Consider the following 25522-nt stretch of genomic DNA (forward strand, 5'->3'; position numbering starts at 1 on the left):
GGTCAGTCGATTCCGTGGCTCTGGAGCCACATTTCCAGGAGTCCGAGTTGCCACAGCTTGTTTCCGTTCAACGGGGTCAGTTCGGCGTTGGGAGCGTCGAGCAGGGCGTTGACGTAATCGGGGCGGAACAGGTCGCGGCGACGGGCCTCGGGCGCGTACAGCGCGTCGCGTACCCGGTCGAGGAGCTTGCCCTCCAGGTGGGTGAGGCCCGGCACCGGGAAGTAGCCCTTCGGCCGGTCGATCACCTCGTGCGGCAGCACCCGGCGACCGATCTCCTTGAGGACGCCCTTGCCGCCCTGGGCGAGCTTCAGCTCGGGCGGGCAGGCGGCGGCCAGTTCCACGAACTCGTGATCCAGGAAGGGCACCCGGGCCTCCAGCCCGTGCGCCATGGTCATGTTGTCGACCCGCTTGACCGGGTCGTCGGTCAGCATGATCTGGGTGTCGATGCGCAGGCCGGCGTCGACGGCGGTCTGCGCGCCGGGGGCGGCCAGGTGCGCGGCGACGAACTCCCGCGCCGGGTCCCCCTCGGCGAGCCAGCCGGGGTTGAGCACCTGGGCCAGCCCGGCCGCGTCGCGGTCGAAGAAGGCCCGGGCGTACGTGTCGAGAGCCTGCTCACGGTCGATCCGGTGCAGCGGCGGGTACCAGTGGTAGCCGCCGAGGATCTCGTCGGCGCCCTGGCCGGACTGCACCACCTTGAGATGCCGGGACACCTCCTGGCTGAGCAGGTAGAACGCCACGCAGTCGTGGCTGACCATGGGTTCGCTCATGGCCGCGACGGTGGCCTCCAGCGGCGGCACCAGATCCCGCGCGGCGACCCGGATCTGGTGATGGTCGGTGTCGAAGGTCTTGGCGACGATGTCGGAGTAGCGGAACTCGTCGCCCTCCCGACCACCGACGGCGTCGAAGCCGATGGAGAAGGTGGACAGTCCGCGCTGTCCCTCACCGGCCAGCAGCGCGACCACCAGGCTGGAGTCCAGGCCGCCGGAGAGCAGTACGCCGACCGGCACGTCGGCCACCATCCGTCGGCGTACGGCGGTGGTCAGGGATTCGAGCAGGGCGTCCTGCCAGTCCTTCTCGGACCAGTCGGCGTGCTCGGCGCGGCGCAGGAACGGCGGGTTCCAGTAGATCCGCTCGTGGCTGCGGCCGTCGGGTTCGTAGACCCGGACGGTGGCCGGTGGCAGCTTGCTGACGCCGCGCAGGATGGTGCGCGGCGGCGGCACGATGCTGTGGAAGCTGAGGTAATGGGCCAGCGCGACCGGGTCGATGCCGGTGTCCACGCCCCCGCCGGCCAGCAGGGCGGGCAGCGTGCTGGCGAAGCGCACCGTGCCAGGCGATTCGGCGAGGTAGAGCGGCTTGATGCCGAGCCGGTCGCGGGCGAGCACCAGGCGCCCGCTGTCCCGCTCGCTGATCGCCACGGCGAACATCCCGATCAGATGATCGACGAAGTCGAGCCCCCACTCGGCGTACGCCTTGATCACGACCTCGCTGTCGCCGGAGGAGAAGAAGCGGTGGCCCTTCGCCTGTAGCTCCGCGCGCAGCTCGCGGTAGTTGTAGATGCAGCCGTTGAAGACACCGGCCAGGCCGGTGCCGGAGTCGACGATCGGCTGGCCACTGGCGGCGGACAGGTCGATGATCTTCAGCCTGCGGTGGCCGAGCGCAGTGGCACCGGAAGCCCAGACGCCACTGTCGTCGGGTCCGCGGTCGCTCATGGTGCCCGCCATGCGCTCCACCGCCGCGACGTCGGCGCGCGACCCGTCCCGCCGGAACTCTCCTGCCAGTCCGCACATGTCAGCCCATGCTGCCAGAGGATGTTGCGATTCGCCTGTTGAGGTAATGACGGTCGTGTAACAGACTTGCTAGAATCCGCGCCCACGCGATCAACTGACTGTCATGTTTTTCCGAAGGCGACGGTTCCTACCGATCTTTCACTGTCTGCACGGTTGACCGCAGGCAGGGAGATGTGACGATTGCCGCAATCTGAGCGGGCGTACTGTCTCGTCGTCCGGCCGTGGCGGCATCGACCGTCGGGGTGATTCCACCGTGGATGGTCACCCCTACTCTGGTGGCACTCGGTCACTGCGACCGTGACGGTTCGTATCCGGTGTCGGTGAGGGAGACGGTCGACGTGGGCCCGATCAGTGGCACGCTCTCCGGCTGGCTGGTGGAGGCCGGGGCGACGTGGGCGAGCCGGCGGGGCCTGGCGCTGCTGCTCGGCGACGAGCAGCAGCGGGAACTGCGTGGCGTGGTACGCCGGGCGCTGGAGGAGACCGCCCGGGTCGTACCCGCGACGATGGACCCGGCGACCCGGGCGGAACTTCCCCGCATCCTCGCCGAGCACTCCTCGCCCATCGACCGTCCCGAACTACTTGAGATCACGAATCTGCCGGCGGCACTGCGTACCTGGCTCGCCCCGTTCGACGAGCCGGTGGACGGCGACGTCGGTTTCCTCTCCGCGCACGGTATGTCCGTCGACGCCCTGGTCACCGAGTTGGCCCGGCAGATCAGGCGCGAGATCGATCAGGCCGGGCTGACCGGCGGCGCGCTCGCGCCGATCGCCGACTGGCTCTGGAAGCAGGATCTGATGACCTCCGTCGAGGCGGCGCTGCGGGCGCTGCCGGCGGGGGAGTCGCCGCTTGATCCGGTGGAGTTGGCCGTCGCCCTCGACAGCTACCTCAGCTGGATGATCCGCCTGCACCGGCGGCTGCGAATTCCCGGCCTCCAGGGCCGGGGTGGCGTGGTCGAGGTGCCGCTGGCGCAGGTTTACGTGGCGCTGCGGGTCGATCCCACCAGCCCGAGCGAACGCGCGGCGGCCCAGCAGATGCTCCTGCGGGACCTTGAGGAGATCGTGCGCAGCAGCGATCACACTCCCGAGCAGGAGGCCCGGGTGCTGTGGCTGCTCCAGGCGGACCTGCCGGTCGCCGATCACCTGGGTACGGCCGAGCGGCTGGCCACCTTCCGGGGCGAACGCGACGCCCTGCTCAACATCGCCGAGCTGCACGAGCACAGCGGCCAGATCGTCGTACTCGGCGATCCGGGCAGCGGCAAGACCACGATCATGCGTTGGCTCGCCCTGATGCACGCGCGTGCCCTTCGCGACCACGCCGTCGAGCTCCGGGTGCCGGTGGCCAAGGTCGACGCCAGCCGGACCGACGAATCCGGCGTCGCCAGTCTCGGTCCGCCCATGTTCCCGGTGCTGGTCCGCATCGCGGAGTACGCCGAATGGCGCCAGCGCAGGGCCGACGGTCAGACCCTCCTGCTGGACTTCCTCGCGGAACTCAGCTGGCTCGGCTCCACGGCGCTGTGGACGAACGACTGCGGTGAGCACCGGGCCGGCACCGCCATCCCCGCCCGGATCCGCCGCGAACTGGTCTACCGGGCCCTGAGCGAGCAGCGGGCCCTGATCATGATCGATGGGCTCGACGAGGTCAGCGATCCGAGGGAGCGCGTCGAGATATCCGAGGCGGTCACCGAGTTCCTCCGGGTCTGGTCCCGGCCCGGGCCGGACGTGACGCAGGTCCCCGGCCCTGGGAACAAGATGGTGGTCACCAGCCGGATAGCCGGATACCACCTGCGGCCGCTGCCGGCCACCATCACCCACGTCACCGTCGAGCGGATGACCGACGAGACGGTGGCGGTCTTCATGCGGGCGTGGATGCGCGAGGTCGGCGCGACGCTGCACGCCGAGCTGCCGTCCGGCTGGGCCTCGACCGAGTCGGACGAGCAGGCCGACCGGCTGTTGGAGCTGCTGCGCGCACCCGAGGGACGCTACGTGCGCGAGCTGGCCACCAACCCGTTGCTGGCCGGGACCATCGCCACGATCTACCACACCGAGCGCGGGCAGCTGCCCCGGCAGCGGGTCGAGGTCTACCAGAAGGCCGTCGACCGACTGGTGGATCTCTGGTACGAGCGGCTCAGCCGAGCCGAGGCCGACCGGCTCCGTGGCCACATGTTCGCGGTGCTGCGGGCGGTGGCGTACCACGTCCACCGGTACAAGCCCTCCGGAGTGATCGCCGAGCCGGAGTTCCGGGACGTCTTCCGTCAGGAGTTGGCCCGGCTGCGTCCGGACGCCGTCGAGGAGATGCTCGAATCGCTGCTGCGGGCGATGCGGGACGAGGTCGGGCTGCTTGCGAGCAGCGCGCCCGGCGCGTACCGCTTCTCGCACCAGACGTTCCAGGAGTTCCTGGCCGCACAGCACCTGATCAGCCGCTCCGACGGCGGCGCCGGCGCGATCCTGGAACACCTCGGGGACCCCCGCTGGCAGGAACCGATCCTCATGCTGATCGCCCTGGTCAACTGGCAGCAGAAGAGCAAGATGCCGGAACTGGTCCGGGCCCTGCTCGACGCGTCGGGCCGGCTCGGCACGCTGTTCCCCGAGTCCGCCCTGCTGCTCGCCGGTGCCATCGCGCAGATGACCGACGTGCCGCCCGAGATCGTGCAGGCGGTGCTCCGACGGTTGCTGACCAGCTACCGGGACCTGACTCTCCTGGGCCGGCTGCCACAGGCCCGGCGCCTGGTCGAGGAGGCCGTTCGGCGGCTCCGCGTGGGTGACCACGTGTCGGTGGTGGACGCCGTGCTGGCCGAGGCGCTGATCCGCCCGGTCGACGGAGCACCGTTGGCGGGGGCCACCGCCAGGCTGATCCGTGCTGTCGAGATCGCCACACCGGAGATTGCCGACGCGCTGCACCGGGCGGCGTCCCGCTGGGACAGCGAGGAACTCGGCTTTCCGATCGCCGAGGCGTTGACCCTGGTGGTCTCACCGACCTCGAAGGGTGGCCCCAGGGTCGACCCGAACGCCACCCTGCGGTCGTTGCCGATGCGAACGGCCCTGCGGCGGGACGCGGCCCTGGTCACCCGGATCCGCCGGGACCGCCGGTGGCTGGCTCTGATCACCGCTCTGTTCGGCGGGTACGCCGACCTCGACGCCCGGACCCCCCTGTACCAGTTCCATCGGATGGTGAACTACCTACAGCTCGACGACCAGTTGCGGGAGGGTTTCCTCGGCTATTTCGGCCGCATCTGGGGCAGTGACGATCCGGTCTACGCGATGGCCGTCCACCTCGACCGCTCCGGTGAGGAGGAGTCGAAGCGGGCCGGAGAACTGCCGGTCTTCACGCCCGACTCGATCACCCGGGATTCACCCCTACGGCGGGAGATCCTGGCCGCGCTGCGCCGCGACGACCTGCCCGGACTGATCGATCTCCTCCACCGGGAAACAGCGGCCGAGGACGACGAACGCCGAGCGGAGGCGGTTGTCGCGCTCTGGGCACTCGGGCGCGACGTCAGCGAACGGGTGGCCGGGGATCCGGTCGCCGCCGCCGCGCTGCGACGGCGAGCCGGCACCCTGGCGGTGACACTGCGAGACGCCGCGATGCGAGCGGCCGGCAACGGCCCCGAGGCACTCACCGCCGCCGCTTCGCACCTGCCCGTACGGCTGTGGGAACGCCTCCTGGAAGCGGTGATCGCGGTGTCGATCCAGGCCGGCGCGGATCCGATCACCCTGGACGTGCGGAAGCTGCCGGTCCCGGCCCGGCGCAAGGCCGTGGTGGAGGAGATCGCCGCCCGTCGCTTCGGCGGATACAGCAAGGATCGGGCCTATCTTGCTGCGACAGTCCTCGATGTCGGCGTGCGTGCCGACCTCTCGCCCGGCGCCCTGATCGGGGCTCTCAACGATCTCGGCTCGGCGCGGCACACCGACTACGGGCTGCACGGCCACGGGTGGCCGGCGGATGCGCTGGCCTTCGCCCACCGTGACCCCTGGGATGTGCCGATCAACGTGCTCGACCTGCTGGTCCGGGTGCCCGAGCACTTCGCGCTGGCCCGGTCCTGGGTACTGGGCTCGGTCCTGCCGAAGGTGGTCGCCGTGAACAGCCGCCTCGTGCCCGAGGTGCTCGCGGTGACGCTCGGCGAGACCGCCGATCGTCACAGGTCGGCCAGCCGGTACGACCCGACGCTGAACGAGGCCGACGACCCCGTCGAGCACGTGCGGCGGCTTGCCCACGCGGTGACCGACCCGTGGCATCGCGGCCGTGCCCTGGCCCGGCTGGCCGAGGCAGTTGCGGACCGGCGCGCGGAGTTGGCCGGCGAGGCGGCTTCGGCCTGTGCCGAACTCACCGATCCCCGCCAGGCGTTCCAACTGCACGAGTGGCTGGCTCGCCTCGTCGCCGAGCCGCAGCAACGGCAGCGGCACGTCGATGCCTGCGCCATCCAGGCCGTTCGAATGAGCGACCCGGCCGACGCGGTGCTGGCCTGGCTCCGGGCGGCCCGACTGCGGCCCGCACCGTACTCGGACGATTTGATGCGGCGGGGGATCGACGCGATCGGCGCGGTCACCGACCTCGACGAACGGGTCCGCCTGCTGGGCCTGGTGCGCAACCGCTTCGCCGAGCGGCCGGACCGGTACGCGGCAGTGCAGGCGATGACCGCCGAACTGAGTGCCCCGGTCGACCGGGCGTACGTGGAGAGCGCCTGGGGAGACGTGCTCGACGCCCACCTGCCGACGCTCACCATCGGTGAGACGGGCATCGAGACGTGGACTCCGATGGTGCTCTACGCACGCGCCGTCGATCACTGTCACCGGGCCCGGGTCACCGGTGGTGAACCGGCTACCGGGCCGGGCGGACCCGACGTGCCGGACGATTCGCCGTTGGTGCCGGCCACCGGTGCACTGATCCGGCAACTCGACCGCGCACTGGCGGCGACCGGGGTGGCCGACCTCCGCCCGGTGCTCGACCGGCTGGTCAACATAGATCCGGACAGCGAACCGACGGTGCGCCGCTGGTTGGCCCACCCCTCTCCAGCGGTGGCCGGGATCGCCGCGTTGCTGCTCGGCGAGTACCGCGGGTTGAGCACCGAACTGCTGGAACCCCTGATGAGCCTGGTGCGCCAGGAGAACGACGCACTGCGGCACCGGGCCCGGCAGGTGCTCTCGATCAGCCTGACACCCATCCGTACCTTGAGCCGGGTGGGCGCGGCGACCGACCTCAAGGCGTGGTCGTACGTCGACGAGGTGATCGACGACGAGCCGGCGCTCGCCCAGAGCCTCTACTGGCTGTCGCAGTCGATGCTGTTCGACCTGCCGCAGGTGGTGGCCGAGTGGTGCGCGCGAGCCGGGCAGGGCAGCGTGCACCTGCCCGAGGCGAGAGCACTGACCCACATCCAGGCGATGACCGATCCGGCCTGGCGGATGCTGCTGGCGCAGATCGAGTCGGGGTCGGCTCACCTGCGGGCCATCCTGATGCAGCCGGTGGCCCGGATGCTGTACCTGTCGCTGAACAACGACGGGGAGTGGATTCGCGACGAGAACGCCCGGCTGCGCATGACGCCGCAGCGCTGGGATCAGTTCTGGGCGGTGACCCGAAAACTGGATCTTGATGCCCTGCACACGCCGCCGGTGCATCTGCTCGATCATGACGCCGTGCTCGGTGCCGTCGACGCGGCCTTGATGGCCACCGAGGGCGCACTCACCGCCGACAGTGTCGAGACGGCCGCACAGCAGTTGGCTGCGGCATGCACCACCAGCTTCGGCAAGATCCTCGCCCTGCCGGAGGAGGAAGCCCGCGCGGTGCTGTACCGGTTCGGCGTGTCCAGGTACGCCGAACCGGCCAAACCGGGCAACGCCGTCGCGGCGTACCACGACGCGGTACGTGAGCGGGAGCGCAGCGGTGGCTGGCCGTGGGTCGAGTTGCTGGTGCGCTGGTGCGAGTCGCTGCTGACCGAGTCGATCAACGATCCGTTCGGCGAGGCACCCGCCGTGCACCTGCGTAGTCATCTCCTCCAGCTCACCGCCGCGGCGGTCAGCCTGAAGCGGGACTCCTTCCGGCAGCAGGTCGACGCCGCGCAGTTCGAGGTACTGCTTGCCGACACCCTCCGCTACCACTGGAGCTTCCCCGGCCGCCAGGCAGCCGCCCGGATGCTCGGCGTGCTGCGGCGCGGCTCGGACATCGGCCTTTCCGCCCTGCTCGCCGCGCTGAACGACGTGTCCCCGGTGCAGGGTGCGGCGATGGAGGCGATCCCGTTGCTCCGGCACCTCGACCACCGGGTGGTGGCGGACCTGGTGGATTCGCTGCACCACCCCAGCAGCACCACTGCCTGGGCCGCCGCGCAACTGCTCGCCACCATCGGCCAGGCCACGAATCTGCCCGACCAGATTCGGGCCCGGATCATCGACGCGCTGGCCGACGCGCTGCGCGACCCGCGATCACACCGGACGGTGCACTTCGCGTACACCTCTGCCGCGATCCCAGACATGCCGGAGCTGGACGACACCTTCGCCGAGGCGTTACGCGACGTCTACCGCTTCGGGCAGACCAGCTGAAACCGGGTGCGGTGCCGGAAACCGCCCCGCTGGACGCGGGACGGCTTCCGTGCTTGGCCGGCAGGGCTCAGCCCGCGGTCCGGGCGACGCCGACCGGGCAGCTCAGCCCGTTCGGGCCGTGGTTGCAGTAGCCGTTCGGGTTCTTGGTCGGTGCGAGGTACTGCTGGTGATAGTCCTCGGCCAGGTAGTAGTCACCGAGCCGACCGATCTCCGTGGTGATCTCGCCCTTGCCGGCGCGAGCCACGATCGGCGCGAACGCGTCGCGGGACGCCTCGGCCGTCGCCAACTGGTCGTCGGTGGTGGCGTAGACGGTCGAGCGGTACTGGGTGCCCACGTCGTTGCCCTGGCGCATGCCCTGGGTCGGGTCGTGGTTCTCCCAGAAGACCTTCAGCAGGTCCTCGTAGCTGATCCTGGCGGGGTCGTAGACCACCTGGACCACCTCGGCGTGTCCGGTCATCCCGGAGCAGACCTCCTCGTAGGTCGGGTTCTGGGTGTAACCACCCGCGTAACCGACCGAGGTGGTGAACACACCCGGCAGGGTCCAGAACAGCCGCTCGGCGCCCCAGAAACACCCCATACCGAACACCGCGACCTGCGAACCCTCGGGGAACGGGCCCTTGAGCGGGGTGCCGAGCACCTCGTGCCGGTCGGCGACGGGCATCGCGATCGGACGGCCGGGCAGGGCCCGGTCGGGGGAGATCATCTCGGCCTTCATGCGGCGGAGGAACACGGTGGAACTCCTTTCGTACCCTTCCCCGCGTGCAACACCGGCGGACCGTACTTCCTTACCCGCCCCGCCGCCCGTCAGGCCCGCTCCCGCCGCCAACGCGTCCGCGCGTACTCCTCGACCCAGCTGCGGCTGCTCCGCCAGGCACCGTCGTCACCCTTGACCGCCCGCAGACGTCCGCGGCTCGCCGCGACACGTAGGGCTGCCTCCGACAGTTCGCTGCTCGCAAGAGCCGGCAGTGGCACGAGGTGCGCCGCATCGGCGGTGGCTGGCATCAGGAAGCGGTAGATGTTCCCGGTGACGCTGCGGGCGATCAACTCCCCCAGGGCACCAGGGTCGCCCTGGTCGGCTCGCTGTAAGGCAGTCAAGTACCTGCTGCGGTCGCGCTTGTAGATGATGGCCGGCGGACAGCCGAGCCGGCCGAGCAGGAGGCTCAGGATCAGGCGTCCCACGCGGCCGTTGCCATCCAGGAATGGATGAATGACCTCGAAGCGGTGATGGAACACGCCCAAGCGCTCGGCGAGTGGCATGTCGCTTTCGGTGCGCAAGGTGTCGGTGGTGTCCACCCAGCTTCGGAGGAGGAGGGAATCCACCTCGGGCCAGGGCGGTGGCTTCATGCCGCCAGGGAAGCTGGCGATTTCGTGCTGCCGGAAGTTGCCCGGGGCCTCGGCGTCGATGGCGTGTGGATGCGGTGCCACGGTCCACACCGGGGTCATGGCCAGGTAGTGGATGTGCCGGATCTCCTGCATCGACACGAGCGAGCCGTCCTGCCAATCGCCAGACTCCAGCGCCTGGCCGTAGACCCACTTCGCGGCCTCCGCGTAGCCCTGGACCTCCAGGTAGTCGCGCAGCGGTTTGGCACCTATCGCCTGGCCTTCGTCGAGGAGCTTCTCGACCTCGCGCAAGATCAGGGTGTTGCCCTCGATCGCGGTGCTGTTGTGGGCCTCCTGGTGCCAGATGTCGGACCAGATGTCGGCAGCCTCGCCAGGGCGGGGAAGGCCGCCGAACTGGTCCCGCAACTCCTGGACAGCCTCCTCCATCCGGCGGTGAACCTCGGCACGGCTCGGGCGTCCTGGGCCTGGCACGGTGGGCCCTCCAAGATTTTGTTCGCCAACGCGGATTTAACTGTACCGAACAAAACTAAATTTGTTCGGCAGCGGGGAAAAAACCTGAACGAACAATTTCCGGTACGGGTCAGGCCGGGTCGGTGGGCAGGGCCGTCCGGATGCGCTCGGCGTACGAGGTGGCCTCGGCGTCGTCGGTGTAGCGGGTACGCGGCCAGAAGAAGCCGCGCAGACCGTCGCCCTTGGTTCGGGGCACCACGTGGGTGTGCAGGTGGGGCACCGACTGGGACACCTTGTTGTTCATCGCCACGAACGTGCCGCCCGCGCCCAGACCCTCCGGCACGGCGATGGCGAGCCGGCGGACCAGCCCGAAGTAGTCGGCCAACGACTCGGGCGGCAGGTCGGCGAGGGCGACCAGGTGGGTGCGGGGCACCACCAGCACATGACCCTTGAAGACCGGCCGGGTGTCGAGGAACGCCACCCCGGCCGGCTCGTCGACGACCCGGAAGGCAGGCACCTCGCCCGCCACGATCCCGCAGAACACGCAGCCCGCCATCGCCCCAGGCTAGGGCACCTGCCCGGTCCCGTCGCTCACCACAGGCTGGCGGGCATCGGGATCGCGGTGCCCCCGGCGAAGTTGTCGTGCCACCGGCGCAGGTCGGTGAAGTGCGACGCGGTCGACCGGACGACGTGCACGTGGGCCACCGTCCCCCGGCTGAAGGCGACCAGGTCGGTCCGCCCGTCGCCGGTGAAGTCGCCGGCGCCCGGGATCGCGCCGCCGCCGGGGAGGGTCCAGGCCCAGCGGGTACGCGGCAGGAAATAGTTGCCGGTGGAAAGAGCCACGTCGGCGTACTGCCCGTTGAGGTTGACCGCCGCGAGGTCGTCCCGCCCGTCGCCGTCGAAGTCGCCCACCAGCGGCACCTCGCTGCTGCCGAGGTTGAGGAAGTAGTCAAGCCACTGGTACGACAGCACGAAGCTGCTGCCGGTGGAGAGGGCGACGCTCGCCGCCGTACCGGTGAATCGGTCGACCGCGATGATGTCGTCCCGGCCGTCCCCGTTGACGTCCCCGACCAGCGGGAGGTCGTCGTCTCCGACGAAGTTGTCGTGCCAGCGCACGCTGGTGCCGACGAACTGGGTGCCGTTGGAGAGGGCGACGTAGACGTCCCGCACGTTCTCCCGGACGAAGGTCGCGATGTCGGCCCGCCCGTCCCCGTTGAAGTCACCGACCACCGGGGTCTCCTTGAAGGCGGCGAACCAGGTGTGCCAGTGCTGGGAGGGCGCGAACGAGGTGCCGGTGGAGAGCGCAACGTAGACGTCCGCCGCGCTGCCCCGGGTGAACGTGATCAGGTCGTCGCGACCGTCGCCGTTGACGTCGGCGAGCATCGGGAACTCCTGCCCGGCGGCGAAGTACGTGTGCCAGCGGGTGGCTGCGCCGAAGCTGGCGCCGTTCGATAGTGCCACGTACACCTCGGGCTGGACGCCCCGGGTGAAGCTGACGATGTCGTCGCGGCCGTCGCCGTTGACGTCGGCGTACCGGCCCGAGAAGCCGTCGTTGCCCGGCCCGCCCGGGTCGACGTGGAGCACCAGGTTGGGCGAGCTGGCGGGGTTGGTGATTCGGTCCCGGGTGGCCTCGTCGGCCAGCCGTGTGGCGATGGTCCGTGGCGAGGCGGTGGGGAAGCGTTGCAGGTAGCGGGCCACCGCCCCGGTGACGATGGGCGCCGCCGCCGAGGTGCCGCCGAAGTTGGTGGTAGTGGAGGTGTCGCTGGCTGCGGTGACGGTGCGGACCTGTTCTCCGAAGGAGAACAGGTCCACGCACGGGCCGAAGTTCGAGTTGGGCAGCCGGTCCCGCAGGGCGTGCACCATGCCCACGGTGATCACGTCCGGCACCCGGGCGGGGGAGTAGCCGCAGGCGTTCTGCCCGTGGTTGCCGGCGGAGGCGACCACCGGGATGCCGGCGGCGAGCACCGCGTTGACGGCGTCGTCAAGGGCCTGGTTCGCGGTCGTCGCCAGGCTCATGTTCACCACCGCCGGCCGTACCGCGTTGCGGACGATCCAGTCGAGCGCCGAGATGGCCCAGGAGACCTGGCCGGGGGTGCAGCCACCCACCCGGACGGTGTGCAGGCGTACTCCCTTGGCCACCCCGTGCACCTGGCCGCCGATCAGGCCGGCCACCTGCGTGCCGTGGCCGGAGCAGTCGCCGGTGCCCCACTGGTCGATGCCCTGCGGCACGAAGTTCACGTCCCCGGTGGCCCGGCCGCCGAAGTCGGTGTGGGTGTGCCGCATCCCGCTGTCCATGACGTAGACGTGCACACCCTGGCCCGTCGTGTCGTAGCTGTACGAGCCGTCGAACGCGCCGCCGTGCTGGTCGAGGGCGTCGAGGTGCCACGGCGGATTGGTCTGGGTGGCCTGCGGGAGCAGCAGCGAGTTCTGGGCCACGTACGCCACCTGCGGCTCCTGGCTGAGCCGACGGGCGTCCGCGGTGGACATCCGTACCGCGAAACCTGGCAGCGCGGACCGGTAACTGGCGGCCAGCGCGCCGGGGTGTCGGCGCAGCAGCGAGCGTGCGCTGCCGTCGACGTCGCGGGTGGCGTCGCCGCGCAGCACCACGATCCAACTGTCGGCCACCCCGGCGGCGGAGGCCGGAGCGAACTTCTCGGCCGCGAAGGCCGGGGCCGGCGGTGCCAGCAGCCCGCCCGCCGTGGCCAGGAGAAGGACGGCCGCCGCAGCCAGGATGCGGCGGCGGCGCGGGACACGAGTCATGGGATCTCCTCGAGGGTACGGCCGCCGGGCGGGGGAATGTCTCCGGCGGCGCTTCCCGCATGGTGACAGGGCCGCACCATGATCCGATTTGACCGACTGGGGGACGGGTTCCGTCCGTTGGGACGGACTGGACGACTAACGTTCCGGGCATGAGTCACGGCTTCGACACGCTCGCCATCCACGCCGGCCAGGACCCGGAGGCCCGCACCGGCGCGGTGATCCCACCTATTTACCAGACCAGCACGTACGCCCAGGACGCTGTCGGCGCCCCCCGGCAGGGCTACGAGTACAGCCGTTCCGGCAACCCGACCCGGGACGCGCTCCAGGAGTGCCTGGCCGCGTTGGAGGGCGGCTCGGTCGGGCTGGCCTTCGCCAGCGGACTGGCCGCCGAGGACGCGCTGCTGCGTACCGTCTGCGTCCCCGGTGACCACGTGGTCATCCCCGACGACGCCTACGGCGGCACCTACCGGCTCTTCGCCAAGGTGGCGCAGCGGTGGGGGCTGACGTACACCCCGGCGAAGGTCTCCGACCCGGACGCCGTGCGGGCCGCGATCCGGCCCGGCAGCACCAAGATCGTGTGGCTGGAGACGCCGACCAACCCGTTGCTCGGCATCGCCGACATCGCCACCCTCGCCGCGGTGGCGCGCGACGCCGGCGCGTTGCTGGTGGTCGACAACACGTTCGCCTCGCCGTACCTGCAACAGCCGATCGCCCTCGGCGCCGACGTGGTGGTGCACTCCACCACCAAGTACATCGGCGGGCACTCCGACGTGGTCGGCGGCGCGCTGGTGGCGGCCGACGCCGCGCTCGGCGAGGAACTGCGCTACCACCAGAACGCGATGGGCGCGGTCAACGGCCCGTTCGACGCCTGGCTCACCCTGCGCGGGATCAAGACCCTCGGGGTACGGATGGACCGGCACTGCGACAACGCCGAGCGGATCGCCGCGTACCTCGACGGGCACGCCAAGGTCGCTCAGGTGCTCTACCCGGGGTTGCCCCACCACCCCGGCCACGAGGTGGCGGCCAAGCAGATGCGCCGGTTCGGCGGCATGATCTCGTTCCGGGCCGCCGAGGGCGAGGAGCACGCCGTCGAGATCTGCAACCGGGCGAAGCTTTTCGTGCTTGCCGAGTCGCTCGGCGGGGTGGAATCCCTGATCGAGCACCCGGGCCGGATGACACACGCGAGTGCTGCCGGCTCGCCGCTTGAAGTTCCCGGTGATCTCGTGCGACTGTCTGTCGGCATCGAGACGGTCGAAGACCTGCTCGCCGATTTGGAGCAGGCGCTGGGCTGACCGCTGGCTGGGGAGGGTGGCCGTGCAGGACATCATGCCGACCTGGGTGGGGGCGACCGCCAAACAGATCGCCCGGGGCGTACGCCGGGGAGATGTCTCGGCCACCCAGGTTCTGGCCGACCACCTCGACCACATCGCCAAGGCCGACGCCGACCTCGCCGCGTTCCGTACGGTGCGTGGCGGGGAGGCGGTCACCGAGGCGGAGAAGGTCGACGAGCAGGAGGACCTGGCCAACCTGCCGCTGGCCGGGGTGCCGGTGGCGGTCAAGGAGAACACTCCGGTGGCCGGCATGCCCACCTGGAACGGCTCCGCCGCGGTGCGTACCACCGTGGCCGAGGCCGACCACGAGGTGGTCCGCCGGTTGCGTGGTGCCGGCGCGGTGATCCTCGGGGTGACCCGGATGCCCGAGTTGGGCCTCTGGGCGGTGACCGACGACGACACCGCGGTCACCCGCAACCCGTGGGACCCGGCGCGTACCCCGGGCGGCTCGTCGGGGGGTGCGGCGGCGGCCGTGGCGGCCGGGCTGGTGCCGATCGCGCACGGCAACGACGGACTCGGTTCGATTCGGATCCCGGCGGCCTGCTGCGGTCTGGTCGGTCTGAAGCCCGGCCGTGGCGTGGTGCCCTGCCAACTCGGCGCGGAGGACTGGTTCGGGCTGACCGAGCACGGCATGTTCAGCACCACCGTCGCGGACGCGGCAGTCGGATTCCAGGTGCTCGCCGGTCGCGCCCAGGAGAAGCTGGTCCCGCCGCAGCGGCTGCGGGTCGGCGTCTCGCTGCGCTCGCCGGTGCGTGGTGTCTCACCCGACGCACCGAACCGGGACGCGGTCGCCGCCGCCGGCCGCCTGCTCGCTGCGGCCGGGCACGATGCCGTACCCGCCGACCCGGTCTATCCGACCGCGCTGGGGTTGCAGGGGATCGCCACCTGGTTCGCCGCCGCCGCTGCTGACGTGCGGGCCGCCGGAGTCGACCGGCGCAGCCTGCAACCGCGCAGCCGGCGGCACGTCGCACTCGGCGAATGGGCGTGGCGACGGGGGTACGTCCGGGAGGCCGACCGGCTCGCCTGGCGGGAGCGTTCCATCGGCTTCTTCACCGACCACTCGGTGGACCTGCTGCTCACCCCGGCGCTGGCCACCACGCCGCCGCCGGCCACCAGCTGGTCGGCCCGTTCCTGGCGGGCCAACATGCTGGCCAGCATCCGGTACGCCCCGTTCGCCGCCCCCTGGAACGTGGCCGGGCTGCCCGCCCTGGTGGTACCGGTGGGCCGTCGCCCGGACGGACTGCCGCTGGCCGTGCAGCTGGTCGGCCCGCCCGGCTCGGAGCTGCTCCTGCTCGGCGTCGCCGGACAGTTCGAGATGGAGGCCCCCTGGTCCCGGCACGCGCCCGGCTACCCCCGGGTCGGAATGGGCTCGCCGGCAAAGACGTGATCATCTACCCTCCGGGTGCCGAACACCTGGAGGGTCTTCGATGATGCGCTGCCGAACCTGCGATGCCGACGTCGAGGTCCGCGTCCTGGAATGCACGACCTGTCGTACGCCGGTCGGCTCGCCCGCGTTGCGGCCGGACGTCCGGACTCGGGCGGTCGGTGGCGTCGGTCGGGCCGCGTCGGTCGCCGTGGCCGCGACGGTGCTGTTCCTGCTGGTTACCGTGGCGGTCCAGCCGGTCAACGCGCTGCTCGCCGAACGGGCCGTGAATTCCACCGACGGCGAAGCATTCATGCTTACCGCAGGTTTGCTGGAGTTCGGTGCGGCACTGTTGTACCAGGTGGCGTTCCTGGTCGCCATCGTCCTCGTCATCGTGTGGACGTGGCGGGCCCGCACGAACCTGGACGCCTTTCCGGGTGCCGGTCCGACCAACTCCGACGGCTGGGCGATCGCCGGGTGGCTGGTGCCGTTCGTCAACTTCGTGCTGCCGCACCGGGTGGTGGCCAACATCGCCCGGGAGAGTCTCTGGCGGCTCAGCACCCCTTGGCTGGTGCACCTGTGGTGGGGTGCCTGGCTGGCGTTCCTGCTCACGGATCGGCTCACCGCCCGTTCCGTCGTCGCCGAGTACGACGCGCTGCCGTACCCGCAGACTCCGGCGGACTTCCAGGCGTACGCCGACCACTACGCCGCCGCCACCACGACCTACCTGTTGCCCGCGGTGGCCTGCCTGGTCGCCGGCGTGTCGTTGATCGTGCTGATCCACCGGGTCTCGGCGGCGCAGACTGCCCGGATCGCGCGCGGTACGCCGACCGGACAGATCCTGCCCGGCATGACCGTCGCCACGGGGCCGACCGCGCCGACGAAGAGCGACCCGCAGTAGGGCGGGATGTGGGCGGGGCAAGATCCGGGTGCGCCGTATCGCCGAAACGGCGGGGTGCGTGGCGGTGGGAGCCCGCCATTACGGCGTAACGGAGCCGATCACCGAATCACCAGCCCGATCGCCGGTCGCTCGAAGGCGCCGCCGGGATCCGGTGGGACGGGTGGCACGATCGGGGCATGACGGAACTGGTCAGCCTGGACGACGTGCGAGCAGCGCGGGAACTGATCGCCGGAGTCACCCGTACCACCCCGTTGGAGCCGTCCCGTCCGCTGAGCGCTGCGCTCGGCGGACCGGCCTGGCTCAAGTGCGAGAACCTGCAACGGGCGGGGTCGTACAAGGTGCGGGGCGCGTACGTGCGGATCTCGCGGTTGTCGGCGCCGGAACGGGCCCGAGGGGTGGTCGCGGCGAGCGCCGGCAACCACGCCCAGGGCGTGGCCCTGGCCGCCGGGCTGGTCGGCACCCAGGCCACGGTGTTCATGCCGGTGAACGCGCCGCTGCCGAAGGTCGCCGCCACCAAGGGGTACGGCGCCCAGGTCGAACTGGTCGGTGCCACCGTCGACGAGTCCCTGGTCGCGGCACAGACGTACGCCGAACGGACCGGCGCGGTGCTGATCCATCCGTTCGACCACCCGGACGTCATCGCCGGGCAGGGCACGGTGGCATTGGAGATCCTGGAGCAGTGCCCCGAGGTGAAGACGATCGTCACCGGGGTCGGCGGCGGTGGACTGATCTCCGGGATGGCGGTGGTGGCCAAGGCGCTGCGCCCGGATGTGCGCATCATCGGAGTGCAGGCCGCCGCGGCCGCTGCCTTCCCGCCGTCGCTGGTGGCCGGCGAGCCGGTACGCCTGCCCGCCTTCGCCACCATCGCCGACGGCATCGCCGTGGGCCGACCCGGCGAGATCACCTTCGCCCATGTCCGCAAGCTCGTCGACGAGGTCGTCACCGTGACCGAGGAGGACATCTCCCGGGCCCTGCTGATGCTGCTGGAGCGCGGTAAGCAGGTGGTGGAGCCGGCTGGTGCGGTGGGGGTGGCCGCCCTGCTGGCCGGTGCCGTTCAGGTGCAGGCCCCGGTGGTGGCCGTGCTCTCCGGCGGCAACATCGACCCGCTGCTGATGCTGCGGGTCATCGAGCACGGCCTGGCGGCGGCGGGCCGTTACCTGCGGGTCACGGTGCGCTGCTCGGACCGACCGGGGCAGCTCGCCTCGCTGCTGAGCGAGATCGCCGAGCATCGTGCCAACGTGGTCGACGTCGTACACCAGCGGGCCAACCCGCACCTGAGTCTCGGGGAGGTCGAGGTGGCGTTGTCGGTGGAGACCCGGGGGGTCGAGCACTCCGACACGCTGATCAGTGCCCTGCGGGCCAGCGGGTATCAGGTGACCATCGCGCCGGAGGCGTGACACTGCCCATCGCGCCCGGAGGCGTGACACCCTCGGGTGCCACGCCTCCGGGCGCGGGGTGCCGGCGGTCGCGACGCCGGGAGACGACTCAGCCGGAGAACGGCTCGAAACTGACCACGGTCACCTTGATGTCGGCACCGCTGGGTGCGGTGTAGGTGCAGGTCTGTCCGGCCTTGCCGCCCAGGATCGCCTGGCCGAGCGCCGACTCCGGGCTGTAGACCGTGAGGTCGGTGGTCGAGGCGATCTCGCGCGAGCCGAGCAGGAATGTCTCTGTGTCGTCGGCGTCGTCGTCGAAGAAGATCGTCACGACCATTCCGGGCGCCACGGCGTCGGCGGTCGGCGCCTCACCGACCTGAGCCGTGCGGAGCAGCTCCTTCAGGTAGAGGATGCGCCCCTCGGCCTTGCCCTGCTCCTCACGGGCGGCGTGGTAGCCGCCGTTCTCGCGCAGGTCGCCTTCCTCGCGCCGGGCGTTGATCTCGGCGGCGATGATCGGCCGATTGGCGATCAACTCGTCGAGCTCGGCCTTCAGGCGGTCGTACGCGTCCTGGGAGAGCCAGGTGGCAGGCGCCTCGTTGCCATTGGACACAGGCGGTCCTCCTCGGTTGTGCGTGCTGGCTCGGTTGTGCGTGCTGACTCAGTTGTGCGTGCTGACTCAGTTGTGCGTGCTGACTCAGTTGTGCGTGCTGACTCAGTTGTGCGTGTTGGCTGACAGGTGAACCTTTAAGTTACCAGTGCCGTACGACAAGGAGTGTCGACGATCACGTCGCCCGCCCCGGCCGACCCGTGGCCTCAGCCCGGCGGGCCGGCCGCCTCGCCCTGGCGCGGCCGGCTGCCTCGGCGCGGCTGGTGCCTCAGGCGGGCGGTCGGCAGCGGACGACCTCGCCGATGAAGGGGCGTCCGCTGGTGGTCAGGCGGTGCCGAAGGGTGACCTGGCGCTGCCCTTCGACCGCACTCACCGGGACCTCCTCACGGGCCACCTCGGCACCGTCGCTGTCGCGGGCACGCAGCAGGCACACCGCCGAACCGCCGTCCGGCAGGTTCACCCGGAAGTCGACCACCACCTGGGTGTCCGTGATGTCGGTATAGGTGATCACCTGGGCGTCGTACGCGGGGTCACCGTACTGCCGGTAGAGCCGGACGGAGATCGCGGTGAGCGCGGCCACCAGAACGATCACCAGGAGCGCGGTCAGCAGCGGCCGGCGGCGGCCGGGCTCGCGGCGGCGCCCGTACCGGCCGGGAGGGAACACCGGCGCGCCCGGTGGAATTGTGGCGTGCGTCTCGGTCACCGGCGGGTATCTCCTGGCGTTGTTGTCGGCGGTATCGGCAAGAATGGCGGAGGTCCGTCCTTCCTGCACGACTCGGTATCTATGGTCGCTCGGTTCTCATGGCCCGGCTTTCAGGGATGCCCGGCTTTCTCAGGATGCCCGGCGTCAAGGCTGCCTGGCGCCAATGATGGCTGGTGTCAAATATGACAGGCCGGCGCGGGCAGGTGCCGCGACGGGCAGGAATCCGGCAGGCCAACGGTGGGCCCGGCGGGGGTCTATCAGTGGGCAGAGACGAGGAGCGCCGACGTTGGCAGAACAACTTCGACTCATGGCCGTCCACGCGCATCCCGACGACGAATCGAGCAAGGGCGCCGCGACCACGGCGAAGTACGTCGCCGAGGGTGTGGACGTGCTGGTCGTGACGTGTACCGGTGGCGAGCGCGGCAGCGTTCTCAACCCCAAGCTGGACCGGCCCGAGGTGTGGGCCAACATCGCCGACATCCGCCGGGCCGAGATGGACGCGGCCCGGGCCATCCTCGGCGTCGAGCAGGCCTGGCTGGGTTTCGTCGATTCGGGCCTGCCCGAGGGCGACCCGCTGCCCCCGCTGCCCGAGGGCTGTTTCGCCCTGCAGGACGTCGCGGTGGCCGCCGGTCCGCTGGTGCGCCTGATGCGTGAGTTCCGGCCGCACGTCGTCACCACGTACGACGAGGAGGGCGGCTACCCGCACCCCGACCACATCATGTGTCACAAGATCAGCATGGCGGCCTTCGAGGCGGCCGGCGACGCGGAGCGCTACCCCGAGCTGGGGGAGCCGTGGCAGCCGCTGAAGCTCTACTACGACATCGGGTTCTCCAAGGGCAGGATCCTGGCGTTGCACGAAGCCATCCTGGCCACCGGGGCCGAGTCCCCGTACGCGGAGTGGCTGACCCGCTGGGAGGACCGCCCCGACAAGGGCCCCCGGATCACCACCCGGGTGGAGTGCGCCGAATACTTCCCGGTCCGGGATGACGCGCTGCGGGCCCACGCCACCCAGGTCGACCCGGACGGCTTCTGGTTCCAGGTGCCGATGGAGCTTCAGCAGCGTGCCTGGCCGACGGAGGACTTCCAACTGGCCCGGTCGCTGGTCGACAGCCCGTTGCCCGAGTCCGACCTGTTTGCGGGCGTACGGGAGACGGCACATGCTCGCTGATCTGGCGGCCGGTTACCCTGGTCGGACATCGCATTTCGGAGGAATTCCATGCTGACCGCTGTCGAGGTGCTCGCGCAGAACAACTTCGGGGACACTCGGACGGGTGGTCTGGCCGGGCCGATGGGCCTGTTCCTCATCCTGGTTCTGGGCACCGCAACCGTGCTGTTGATCCGCAACATGAACGCCCGGCTGCGTCGACTGCCCGACGAGTTCCCCGTCCAGGAGCCCGATGCCTATGGGGATGCGGTGGGTCGGAAGGTCAGTGATCCGACAGATGGGACCCTCACGGCGGATTCATCCGTGGACGCCGCCAACCGGCACCAGCAGCACCGGGACGGGTGACCGGGGCATGATTCACGTCGAACCGGATGGTCGCCCCCTGTTGCGACCACCGGGTTTGGCTTAGCCTTCCGCCGGGGGACCAGAAGTCCCCAAGCTGCGCGGGAGGGGGCCACGATGACCATCGCAGTCGCGTTCACCCCTCACGTGTCCTGCTGTCGTTCGGCAGGAGGAAGTCGGTGACCTCCGGCAGGGCCGGTCATTCGATCGATCGGCCCGGGGGCCGTGGAACGTCACTGGGGCTTCATCTGCTCACCGCCGCCGTCCTGTGCACCGCACTGGTCGCCGCTGTCGTCGGGCTGAGCCTTCCGGTGCGACTACCGGCCGACGATCCGCTCGGTGGGCCGGTCCGGTTCGGCATCGCGGTGGCCGCGTTCGCCCTGTCGCAGCTGGCCCGGTTGCGGTTCCGGGCCGCCGCCGGCATGGTCAGCGTCACCTGGGCAGAGGCGGCGCTGATCGTCTGCCTCTATCTGGTGCCGCCCGGCTGGCTGCCCGCCGCGGCCATGCTCGGTGTCGCGCTGGCCTGGACCGCCATGTCCATCGTCGATGAAGGTCGGACGACCTGGGAGGTCACCCGCATCGCCGGGGCCCAGACGGCCGCTGTCGCGTTGGCGGTGGCGGTCACCACCGCCCTCGGCCAGCCACTGCTGGCCCCTCTGACGCCGGCACTCGTGCTCGCGGTCACCGCCGGAGCGGTCGCCTATCTGTTGGCGGGCGCGGCGCTGGGCGGGGTCATGCTGTCGGTGCGTCACGGGATGCCGATCGGTCGCCCGCTACTCGCCGCGCTGCGCGGCAAACTGCTGATGTTCGTCGGCAACCTGGTGGTCGGCGTACTCGTCGTAGTGCTCATCGAGATCGACCTCCGGTGGCTGTTGCTGCTGCCCGTCCTGCTCTGGCTGCTTCAGCAGACCTACCGGCAGCGGCTGCGCGATGATCGCGAACGGCGGACCTGGCGGTCGTTCGCCGAGGCCACAGCCGCGCTCAACCAGCTTGACGAGCGCGGGGTGGCGGTGGCGGGGGTCACCGGCGCGCTGGCCCTGTTCGAGGCGGAGATCGTCGACGTGGAGGTGGCCCGAGCCGACGGGCGGTGGTGGCGTTACCGGGGCGATCCCGGTGGGCAGCTGGTCGACCGGGAGATACCGCCACCCCGCGACGGCGCGCCCGACTCGGAGGAGCTGGTCCGCGACCTGCTGGTCGGCGACACGCGGGTGGGCCGGCTGCGGGTACGCCTGCCGCGTACGGCCCCGTCCACCGGGCGGGAGCGGGACGCCCTCGCCGCCTACGCCGACGCTCTGGCCGCCGCGCTGCACGACGCGGCGACGCACCGGGAGCTGCGACTGGTCACCGCCCGTTCGTCGTACGAGGCGGTGCACGACCCGCTGACCGGGCTGGTCAACCGGGCGGCCCTGCTCAGCCAGGGTGACCAGGCGCTCCGGCAGCTCGCACACGACCATCCCGTCGCCCTGCTGCTGCTCGACGTCGACCAGTTCAAAGAGGTCAACGACACGCTCGGGCACGCGGCCGGCGACCAGTTGTTGCGGCTGACCGCCAACCGGCTCAGTGCCCTGGCCCGCTCCGGTGACTTGCTGGCCCGGCTCGGCGGAGACGAGTTCGCGCTGCTGCTGACCTCGGTCCCGGTGCTCGACGACCACACCGCACCGATGGCGTACGCGCTGCGTCAGGCACGGGAGGTCGCCGAGCGGCTGGCCGCTCCGGCTGAGGTGGCCGGTGTGCGGATGTCCGTCGAGGTGTCCGTCGGTGTGGTGGTGGCTGCGGCCGGCAGCGCCGATCTGACCGAGCTGCTGCGCCGGGCCGACATCGCCATGTACCAGGCCAAGTCGGGCGGCGGCAGCGTGGCCACGTACGACAGCGCGCGGGATGCGGCCAGCACGGATCAGCTGGCCCTGCTCGCCGAGCTGCGGGAGGCGTTGCAGGCCGACGACCAGTTGGTCCTGGTGTTGCAGCCCGCCGTGGACCTGGCCACCGGCGCGCCGACCGGCGTGGAGGCGCTGATCCGCTGGCGGCATCCGCGTCGGGGCCTGCTCAGCCCCGCCGACTTCATCCGGGCGGTGGAGAACAGCGACCAGTTGGGCAGCTTCACCCGGTACGTGCTGGACAAGGCGTTGACGGTGGCCGCCAGTTGGGCCCGTGAGGGACTGGACATCCCCATCTCGGTCAACCTCTCCGCCCGCAGCCTGTTGGACCACCGGTTGCCCACCGAGATCGCCGAGGCGTTGTGCCGGCATCAGGTGCCGGCGGACCGGCTGGTCCTGGAGATCACCGAGACGGTGGTGATGAGCGAGCTGGAGGTCATCGACCAGGTGCTCACCGCCCTGCGGGAGATGGGCGTGCAACTGGCGGTCGACGACTTCGGCACCGGCTTCTCCTCGCTCAGCTTCCTCGCCCGGGTCGCCGTGGACGAACTCAAGGTCGACCGTTCGTTCGTACTGCGGATGGGGGATTCGCCGGAGGCCGCCGCGATCGTGCGCTACACCGTCGGGATGGCCCACGAGCTGGGCCTACGGGTGGTCGCCGAGGGAGTGGAGACCGCCGCGCAGCGTTCGGCCCTGACCGAGCTGGGCTGCACCGCCGCCCAGGGCTATCACTTCTTCAAGCCGATGCCCGCCGACAAGATCGGCGCGGTACTGACCTCCCTGGCCCGCCAGACCCCCGCCAACGTCCTCCCCCTCCGCGCCGACGGCGCCTCCTGACCCCCACCTCTTTTCGCGTTGATCATGAGGTTGGCGGCACTGGTTGATCTTCGAGGTGCCGCCAACCTCATGATCAACACACCTTGAGGGGTGGGGGTGGGTAGGGTCGGGGGGTGAATCGACTTGGGGGTGCCACCAGTCCCTATCTGTTGCAGCATGCGGACAACCCGGTGGACTGGTGGCCCTGGTGTGATGAGGCGTTCGCCGAGGCCAGGCGGCGGGACGTGCCGGTGTTGATCTCGGTCGGGTATTCGGCGTGCCATTGGTGTCATGTGATGGCGCACGAGTCGTTCGAGAACGAGGGCGTCGGCCGGCTGCTCAACGAGGGGTTCGTGTCGATCAAGGTGGATCGGGAGGAGCGGCCCGACGTCGACGCGGTCTACATGACGGCCACCCAGGCGATGACCGGGCAGGGTGGCTGGCCGATGACGGTCTTCGCGACCCCGGACGGCACCCCGTTCTACTGTGGAACGTATTTTCCCCGGGCGAACTTCGTCCGGCTGCTCCAGTCGGTCAGCACCGCCTGGCAGGACCAGCGGGAGGCCGTACTGCGCCAAGGCGCCGCGGTGGTCGAGGCGATCGGCGGTGCCCAGGCCGTGGGTGGTCCCACCGCCCCGCTCACCGCCGACCTGCTCGATGCCGCCGCCACCCAACTGGCCGACGAGTACGACGAGACCAGCGGCGGCTTCGGCAGGGCACCGAAGTTCCCGCCGCACCTGAACCTGCTCTTCCTGCTCCGCCATTACCAGCGCACCGGCTCGGCGCGGAGCCTGGAGATCGTCCGGCACACCTGCGAGGCGATGGCCCGGGGCGGCATCCACGACCAGCTCGCCGGTGGCTTCGCCCGGTACTCGGTGGATGCGTACTGGACCGTGCCGCACTTCGAGAAGATGCTCTACGACAACGCCCTGCTGCTGCGGGTCTACACCCAACTGTGGCGGCTCACCGGCGACGCGCTGGCGCTGCGGGTGGCCCGGGACATCGCCCGGTTCCTCGCCGACGAACTGCACCGACCGGGCCAGGGATTCGCTTCCGCGCTGGACGCCGACACCGAGGGTGTCGAGGGGCTCACCTACGTCTGGACCCCCGCTCAACTGATCGAGGTGCTGGGCTCCGAGGACGGCCGGTGGGCCGCCGACCTGTTCGCCGTCACCGAGACCGGCACCTTCGAGCATGGCCGGAGCGTGCTGAAACTGGCCCGGGACGTCGACGACGCCGATCCGGCCGTACGGGAGCGCTGGCAGGACGTCGTACGCCGGCTGCTCGCGGCCCGGGACACCCGCCCCCAGCCGGCCCGCGACGACAAGGTGGTGGCCGCCTGGAACGGCCTGGCCGTCACCGCGCTCGCCGAGTTCGTCCGGCTGGTCGAGACCTCCGGCCGGATCGGCACCGAGGGGGAGGCGAACCTGCTGGAGGGGGTCACCATCGTCGCCGACGGTGCGATGCGCGACACCGCCGAGTACCTCGCCCGGGTGCACATGGTGGACGGGCGGCTGCGGCGCGCCTCCCGGGACGGCCGGGTCGGTGAGCCGGCCGGCGTGCTGGAGGACTACGGCTGCGTGGCCGAGGCGTTCTGCGCCATGCACCAGGTCACCGGCGAAGGCCGCTGGCTGGAACTGGCCGGGCAACTGCTGGACAGCGCGTTGACGCACTTCGCCGCCCCCGGTGGGGCGTTCTACGACACCGCCGACGACGCCGAGCAACTGGTGGCCCGTCCCGCCGACCCGACCGACAACGCCACCCCCTCCGGGCGCTCCGCGATCGCCGCCGCCCTGGTGGCGTACTCGGCGTTGACCGGGCAGACCCGCTACCGCGAGGCAGCCGAGGCGGCCCTGTCGACCGTCGCGCCGATCGTCGGGCGGCACCCGCGCTTCACCGGGTACGCGGCGACGGCGGGTGAGGCGCTGCTCTCCGGCCCGTACGAGATCGCGGTGGTCACCGCCGACCCGGCCGGTGACCCGCTGGTTGCGGCGGCGTACCGGCACGCCCCGCCCGGAGCGGTGATCGTGGCCGGGCAGCCGGACCAACCCGGCGTACCGTTGCTGGCCGACCGGCCCCTGCTCGACGGCCGACCCGCCGCGTACGTCTGCCGGGGCTTCGTCTGTCAGCGGCCGGTCGACACGGTCGAGGACCTGGTGGCGCAACTGGGCTGAGCCGGATC

The 25522-nt window shown here is 70.7% G+C and carries 16 protein-coding genes; 9 read left to right on the forward strand and 7 right to left on the reverse strand.

Going from position 1 to position 25522, the window contains the following annotated elements; all coding sequences use genetic code 11:
• Positions 1 to 2 precede the first annotated feature (2 nt).
• Complete coding sequence (locus AB0M35_RS01675) at positions 3 to 1787, reverse strand: N-acetylglutaminylglutamine amidotransferase (RefSeq protein WP_363740339.1); 1785 nt, start codon at positions 1785 to 1787, stop codon at positions 3 to 5.
• 320 nt (positions 1788 to 2107) lie between these two features.
• On the opposite strand from AB0M35_RS01675, the gene AB0M35_RS01680 reads away from it, so the two are divergent.
• The gene (locus AB0M35_RS01680; protein WP_363740340.1) at positions 2108 to 8314 is read left to right on the forward strand and encodes a hypothetical protein; all 6207 of its coding nucleotides are present in this window, start codon (positions 2108 to 2110) and stop codon (positions 8312 to 8314) included.
• Between the two features lie 67 nt (positions 8315 to 8381).
• Here AB0M35_RS01680 and msrA read toward each other — a convergent pair whose 3' ends face one another.
• The 4 genes from msrA to AB0M35_RS01700 form a co-directional block, all read right to left on the reverse strand.
• On the reverse strand, positions 8382 to 9044 hold the full coding sequence (msrA, locus tag AB0M35_RS01685) for a peptide-methionine (S)-S-oxide reductase MsrA (RefSeq protein WP_363740341.1): 663 nt from the start codon (positions 9042 to 9044) through the stop codon (positions 8382 to 8384).
• 74 nt (positions 9045 to 9118) lie between these two features.
• On the reverse strand, positions 9119 to 10081 hold the full coding sequence (locus AB0M35_RS01690; protein ID WP_363740342.1) for a Fic family protein: 963 nt from the start codon (positions 10079 to 10081) through the stop codon (positions 9119 to 9121).
• A gap of 154 nt (positions 10082 to 10235) precedes the next feature.
• Positions 10236 to 10661 (reverse strand): HIT family protein, encoded by a 426-nt coding sequence (locus tag AB0M35_RS01695; protein ID WP_363740343.1) that lies wholly within the window; start codon positions 10659 to 10661, stop codon positions 10236 to 10238.
• Between the two features lie 35 nt (positions 10662 to 10696).
• Complete coding sequence (locus AB0M35_RS01700) at positions 10697 to 12865, reverse strand: S8 family serine peptidase (RefSeq protein WP_363740344.1); 2169 nt, start codon at positions 12863 to 12865, stop codon at positions 10697 to 10699.
• Positions 12866 to 13014: 149 nt separating this feature from the next.
• Between AB0M35_RS01700 and AB0M35_RS01705 the strand changes: the two genes are divergently transcribed.
• From AB0M35_RS01705 to ilvA, 4 genes are all read left to right on the forward strand, one after another.
• Entirely contained in the window at positions 13015 to 14157 is a 1143-nt protein-coding gene (locus AB0M35_RS01705) for a cystathionine gamma-synthase (protein WP_363740345.1), read from the forward strand.
• A gap of 16 nt (positions 14158 to 14173) precedes the next feature.
• Positions 14174 to 15583 carry an amidase family protein gene (locus AB0M35_RS01710; protein ID WP_363740346.1) on the forward strand — a complete coding sequence of 470 codons (1410 nt, stop codon included), beginning with the start codon at positions 14174 to 14176 and terminating at the stop codon, positions 15581 to 15583.
• Between the two features lie 40 nt (positions 15584 to 15623).
• The gene (locus AB0M35_RS01715; RefSeq protein WP_363740347.1) at positions 15624 to 16460 is read left to right on the forward strand and encodes a DUF4328 domain-containing protein; all 837 of its coding nucleotides are present in this window, start codon (positions 15624 to 15626) and stop codon (positions 16458 to 16460) included.
• Between the two features lie 176 nt (positions 16461 to 16636).
• Complete coding sequence (gene ilvA / locus AB0M35_RS01720; protein ID WP_363740348.1) at positions 16637 to 17857, forward strand: threonine ammonia-lyase; 1221 nt, start codon at positions 16637 to 16639, stop codon at positions 17855 to 17857.
• Positions 17858 to 17945: 88 nt separating this feature from the next.
• Here ilvA and greA read toward each other — a convergent pair whose 3' ends face one another.
• Both greA and AB0M35_RS01730 read right to left on the reverse strand, forming a co-directional pair.
• Positions 17946 to 18443, reverse strand: a complete 498-nt coding sequence (greA, locus tag AB0M35_RS01725) for a transcription elongation factor GreA (protein WP_363740349.1) — start codon at positions 18441 to 18443, stop codon at positions 17946 to 17948.
• 265 nt (positions 18444 to 18708) lie between these two features.
• A complete protein-coding gene (locus AB0M35_RS01730; protein ID WP_363740350.1) occupies positions 18709 to 19143 on the reverse strand; it encodes a DUF4307 domain-containing protein in 435 nt (144 codons plus the stop codon).
• Between the two features lie 286 nt (positions 19144 to 19429).
• On the opposite strand from AB0M35_RS01730, the gene mca reads away from it, so the two are divergent.
• The 4 genes from mca to AB0M35_RS01750 all read left to right on the forward strand — a co-directional run bounded on the left by mca (position 19430) and on the right by AB0M35_RS01750 (position 25514).
• Complete coding sequence (gene mca, locus AB0M35_RS01735; RefSeq protein ID WP_363740351.1) at positions 19430 to 20311, forward strand: mycothiol conjugate amidase Mca; 882 nt, start codon at positions 19430 to 19432, stop codon at positions 20309 to 20311.
• Between the two features lie 48 nt (positions 20312 to 20359).
• Positions 20360 to 20653, forward strand: coding sequence for a hypothetical protein (locus AB0M35_RS01740; RefSeq protein WP_363740352.1), 294 nt, complete (start codon positions 20360 to 20362; stop codon positions 20651 to 20653).
• A gap of 203 nt (positions 20654 to 20856) precedes the next feature.
• Positions 20857 to 23361 carry a bifunctional diguanylate cyclase/phosphodiesterase gene (locus AB0M35_RS01745; RefSeq protein WP_363741845.1) on the forward strand — a complete coding sequence of 835 codons (2505 nt, stop codon included), beginning with the start codon at positions 20857 to 20859 and terminating at the stop codon, positions 23359 to 23361.
• A gap of 113 nt (positions 23362 to 23474) precedes the next feature.
• Entirely contained in the window at positions 23475 to 25514 is a 2040-nt protein-coding gene (locus AB0M35_RS01750) for a thioredoxin domain-containing protein (RefSeq protein ID WP_363740353.1), read from the forward strand.
• Positions 25515 to 25522 lie beyond the last annotated feature (8 nt).

Source organism: Micromonospora sp. NPDC051196 (assembly GCF_040682415.1).
Taxonomy (GTDB): Bacteria; Actinomycetota; Actinomycetes; order Mycobacteriales; family Micromonosporaceae; genus Micromonospora.

Coding starts and splice junctions, on each gene's coding strand:
- AB0M35_RS01675 (WP_363740339.1), bottom strand. CDS start 1,787: ATGTGCGGACTGGCAGGAGAGTTCCGGCGGGACGGGTCGCGCGCCGAC.
- AB0M35_RS01690 (WP_363740342.1), bottom strand. CDS start 10,081: ATGGAGGAGGCTGTCCAGGAGTTGCGGGACCAGTTCGGCGGCCTTCCC.
- AB0M35_RS01695 (WP_363740343.1), bottom strand. CDS start 10,661: ATGGCGGGCTGCGTGTTCTGCGGGATCGTGGCGGGCGAGGTGCCTGCC.
- AB0M35_RS01700 (WP_363740344.1), bottom strand. CDS start 12,865: ATGACTCGTGTCCCGCGCCGCCGCCGCATCCTGGCTGCGGCGGCCGTC.
- AB0M35_RS01705 (WP_363740345.1), top strand. CDS start 13,015: ATGAGTCACGGCTTCGACACGCTCGCCATCCACGCCGGCCAGGACCCG.
- AB0M35_RS01715 (WP_363740347.1), top strand. CDS start 15,624: ATGATGCGCTGCCGAACCTGCGATGCCGACGTCGAGGTCCGCGTCCTG.
- ilvA (WP_363740348.1), top strand. CDS start 16,637: ATGACGGAACTGGTCAGCCTGGACGACGTGCGAGCAGCGCGGGAACTG.
- AB0M35_RS01740 (WP_363740352.1), top strand. CDS start 20,360: ATGCTGACCGCTGTCGAGGTGCTCGCGCAGAACAACTTCGGGGACACT.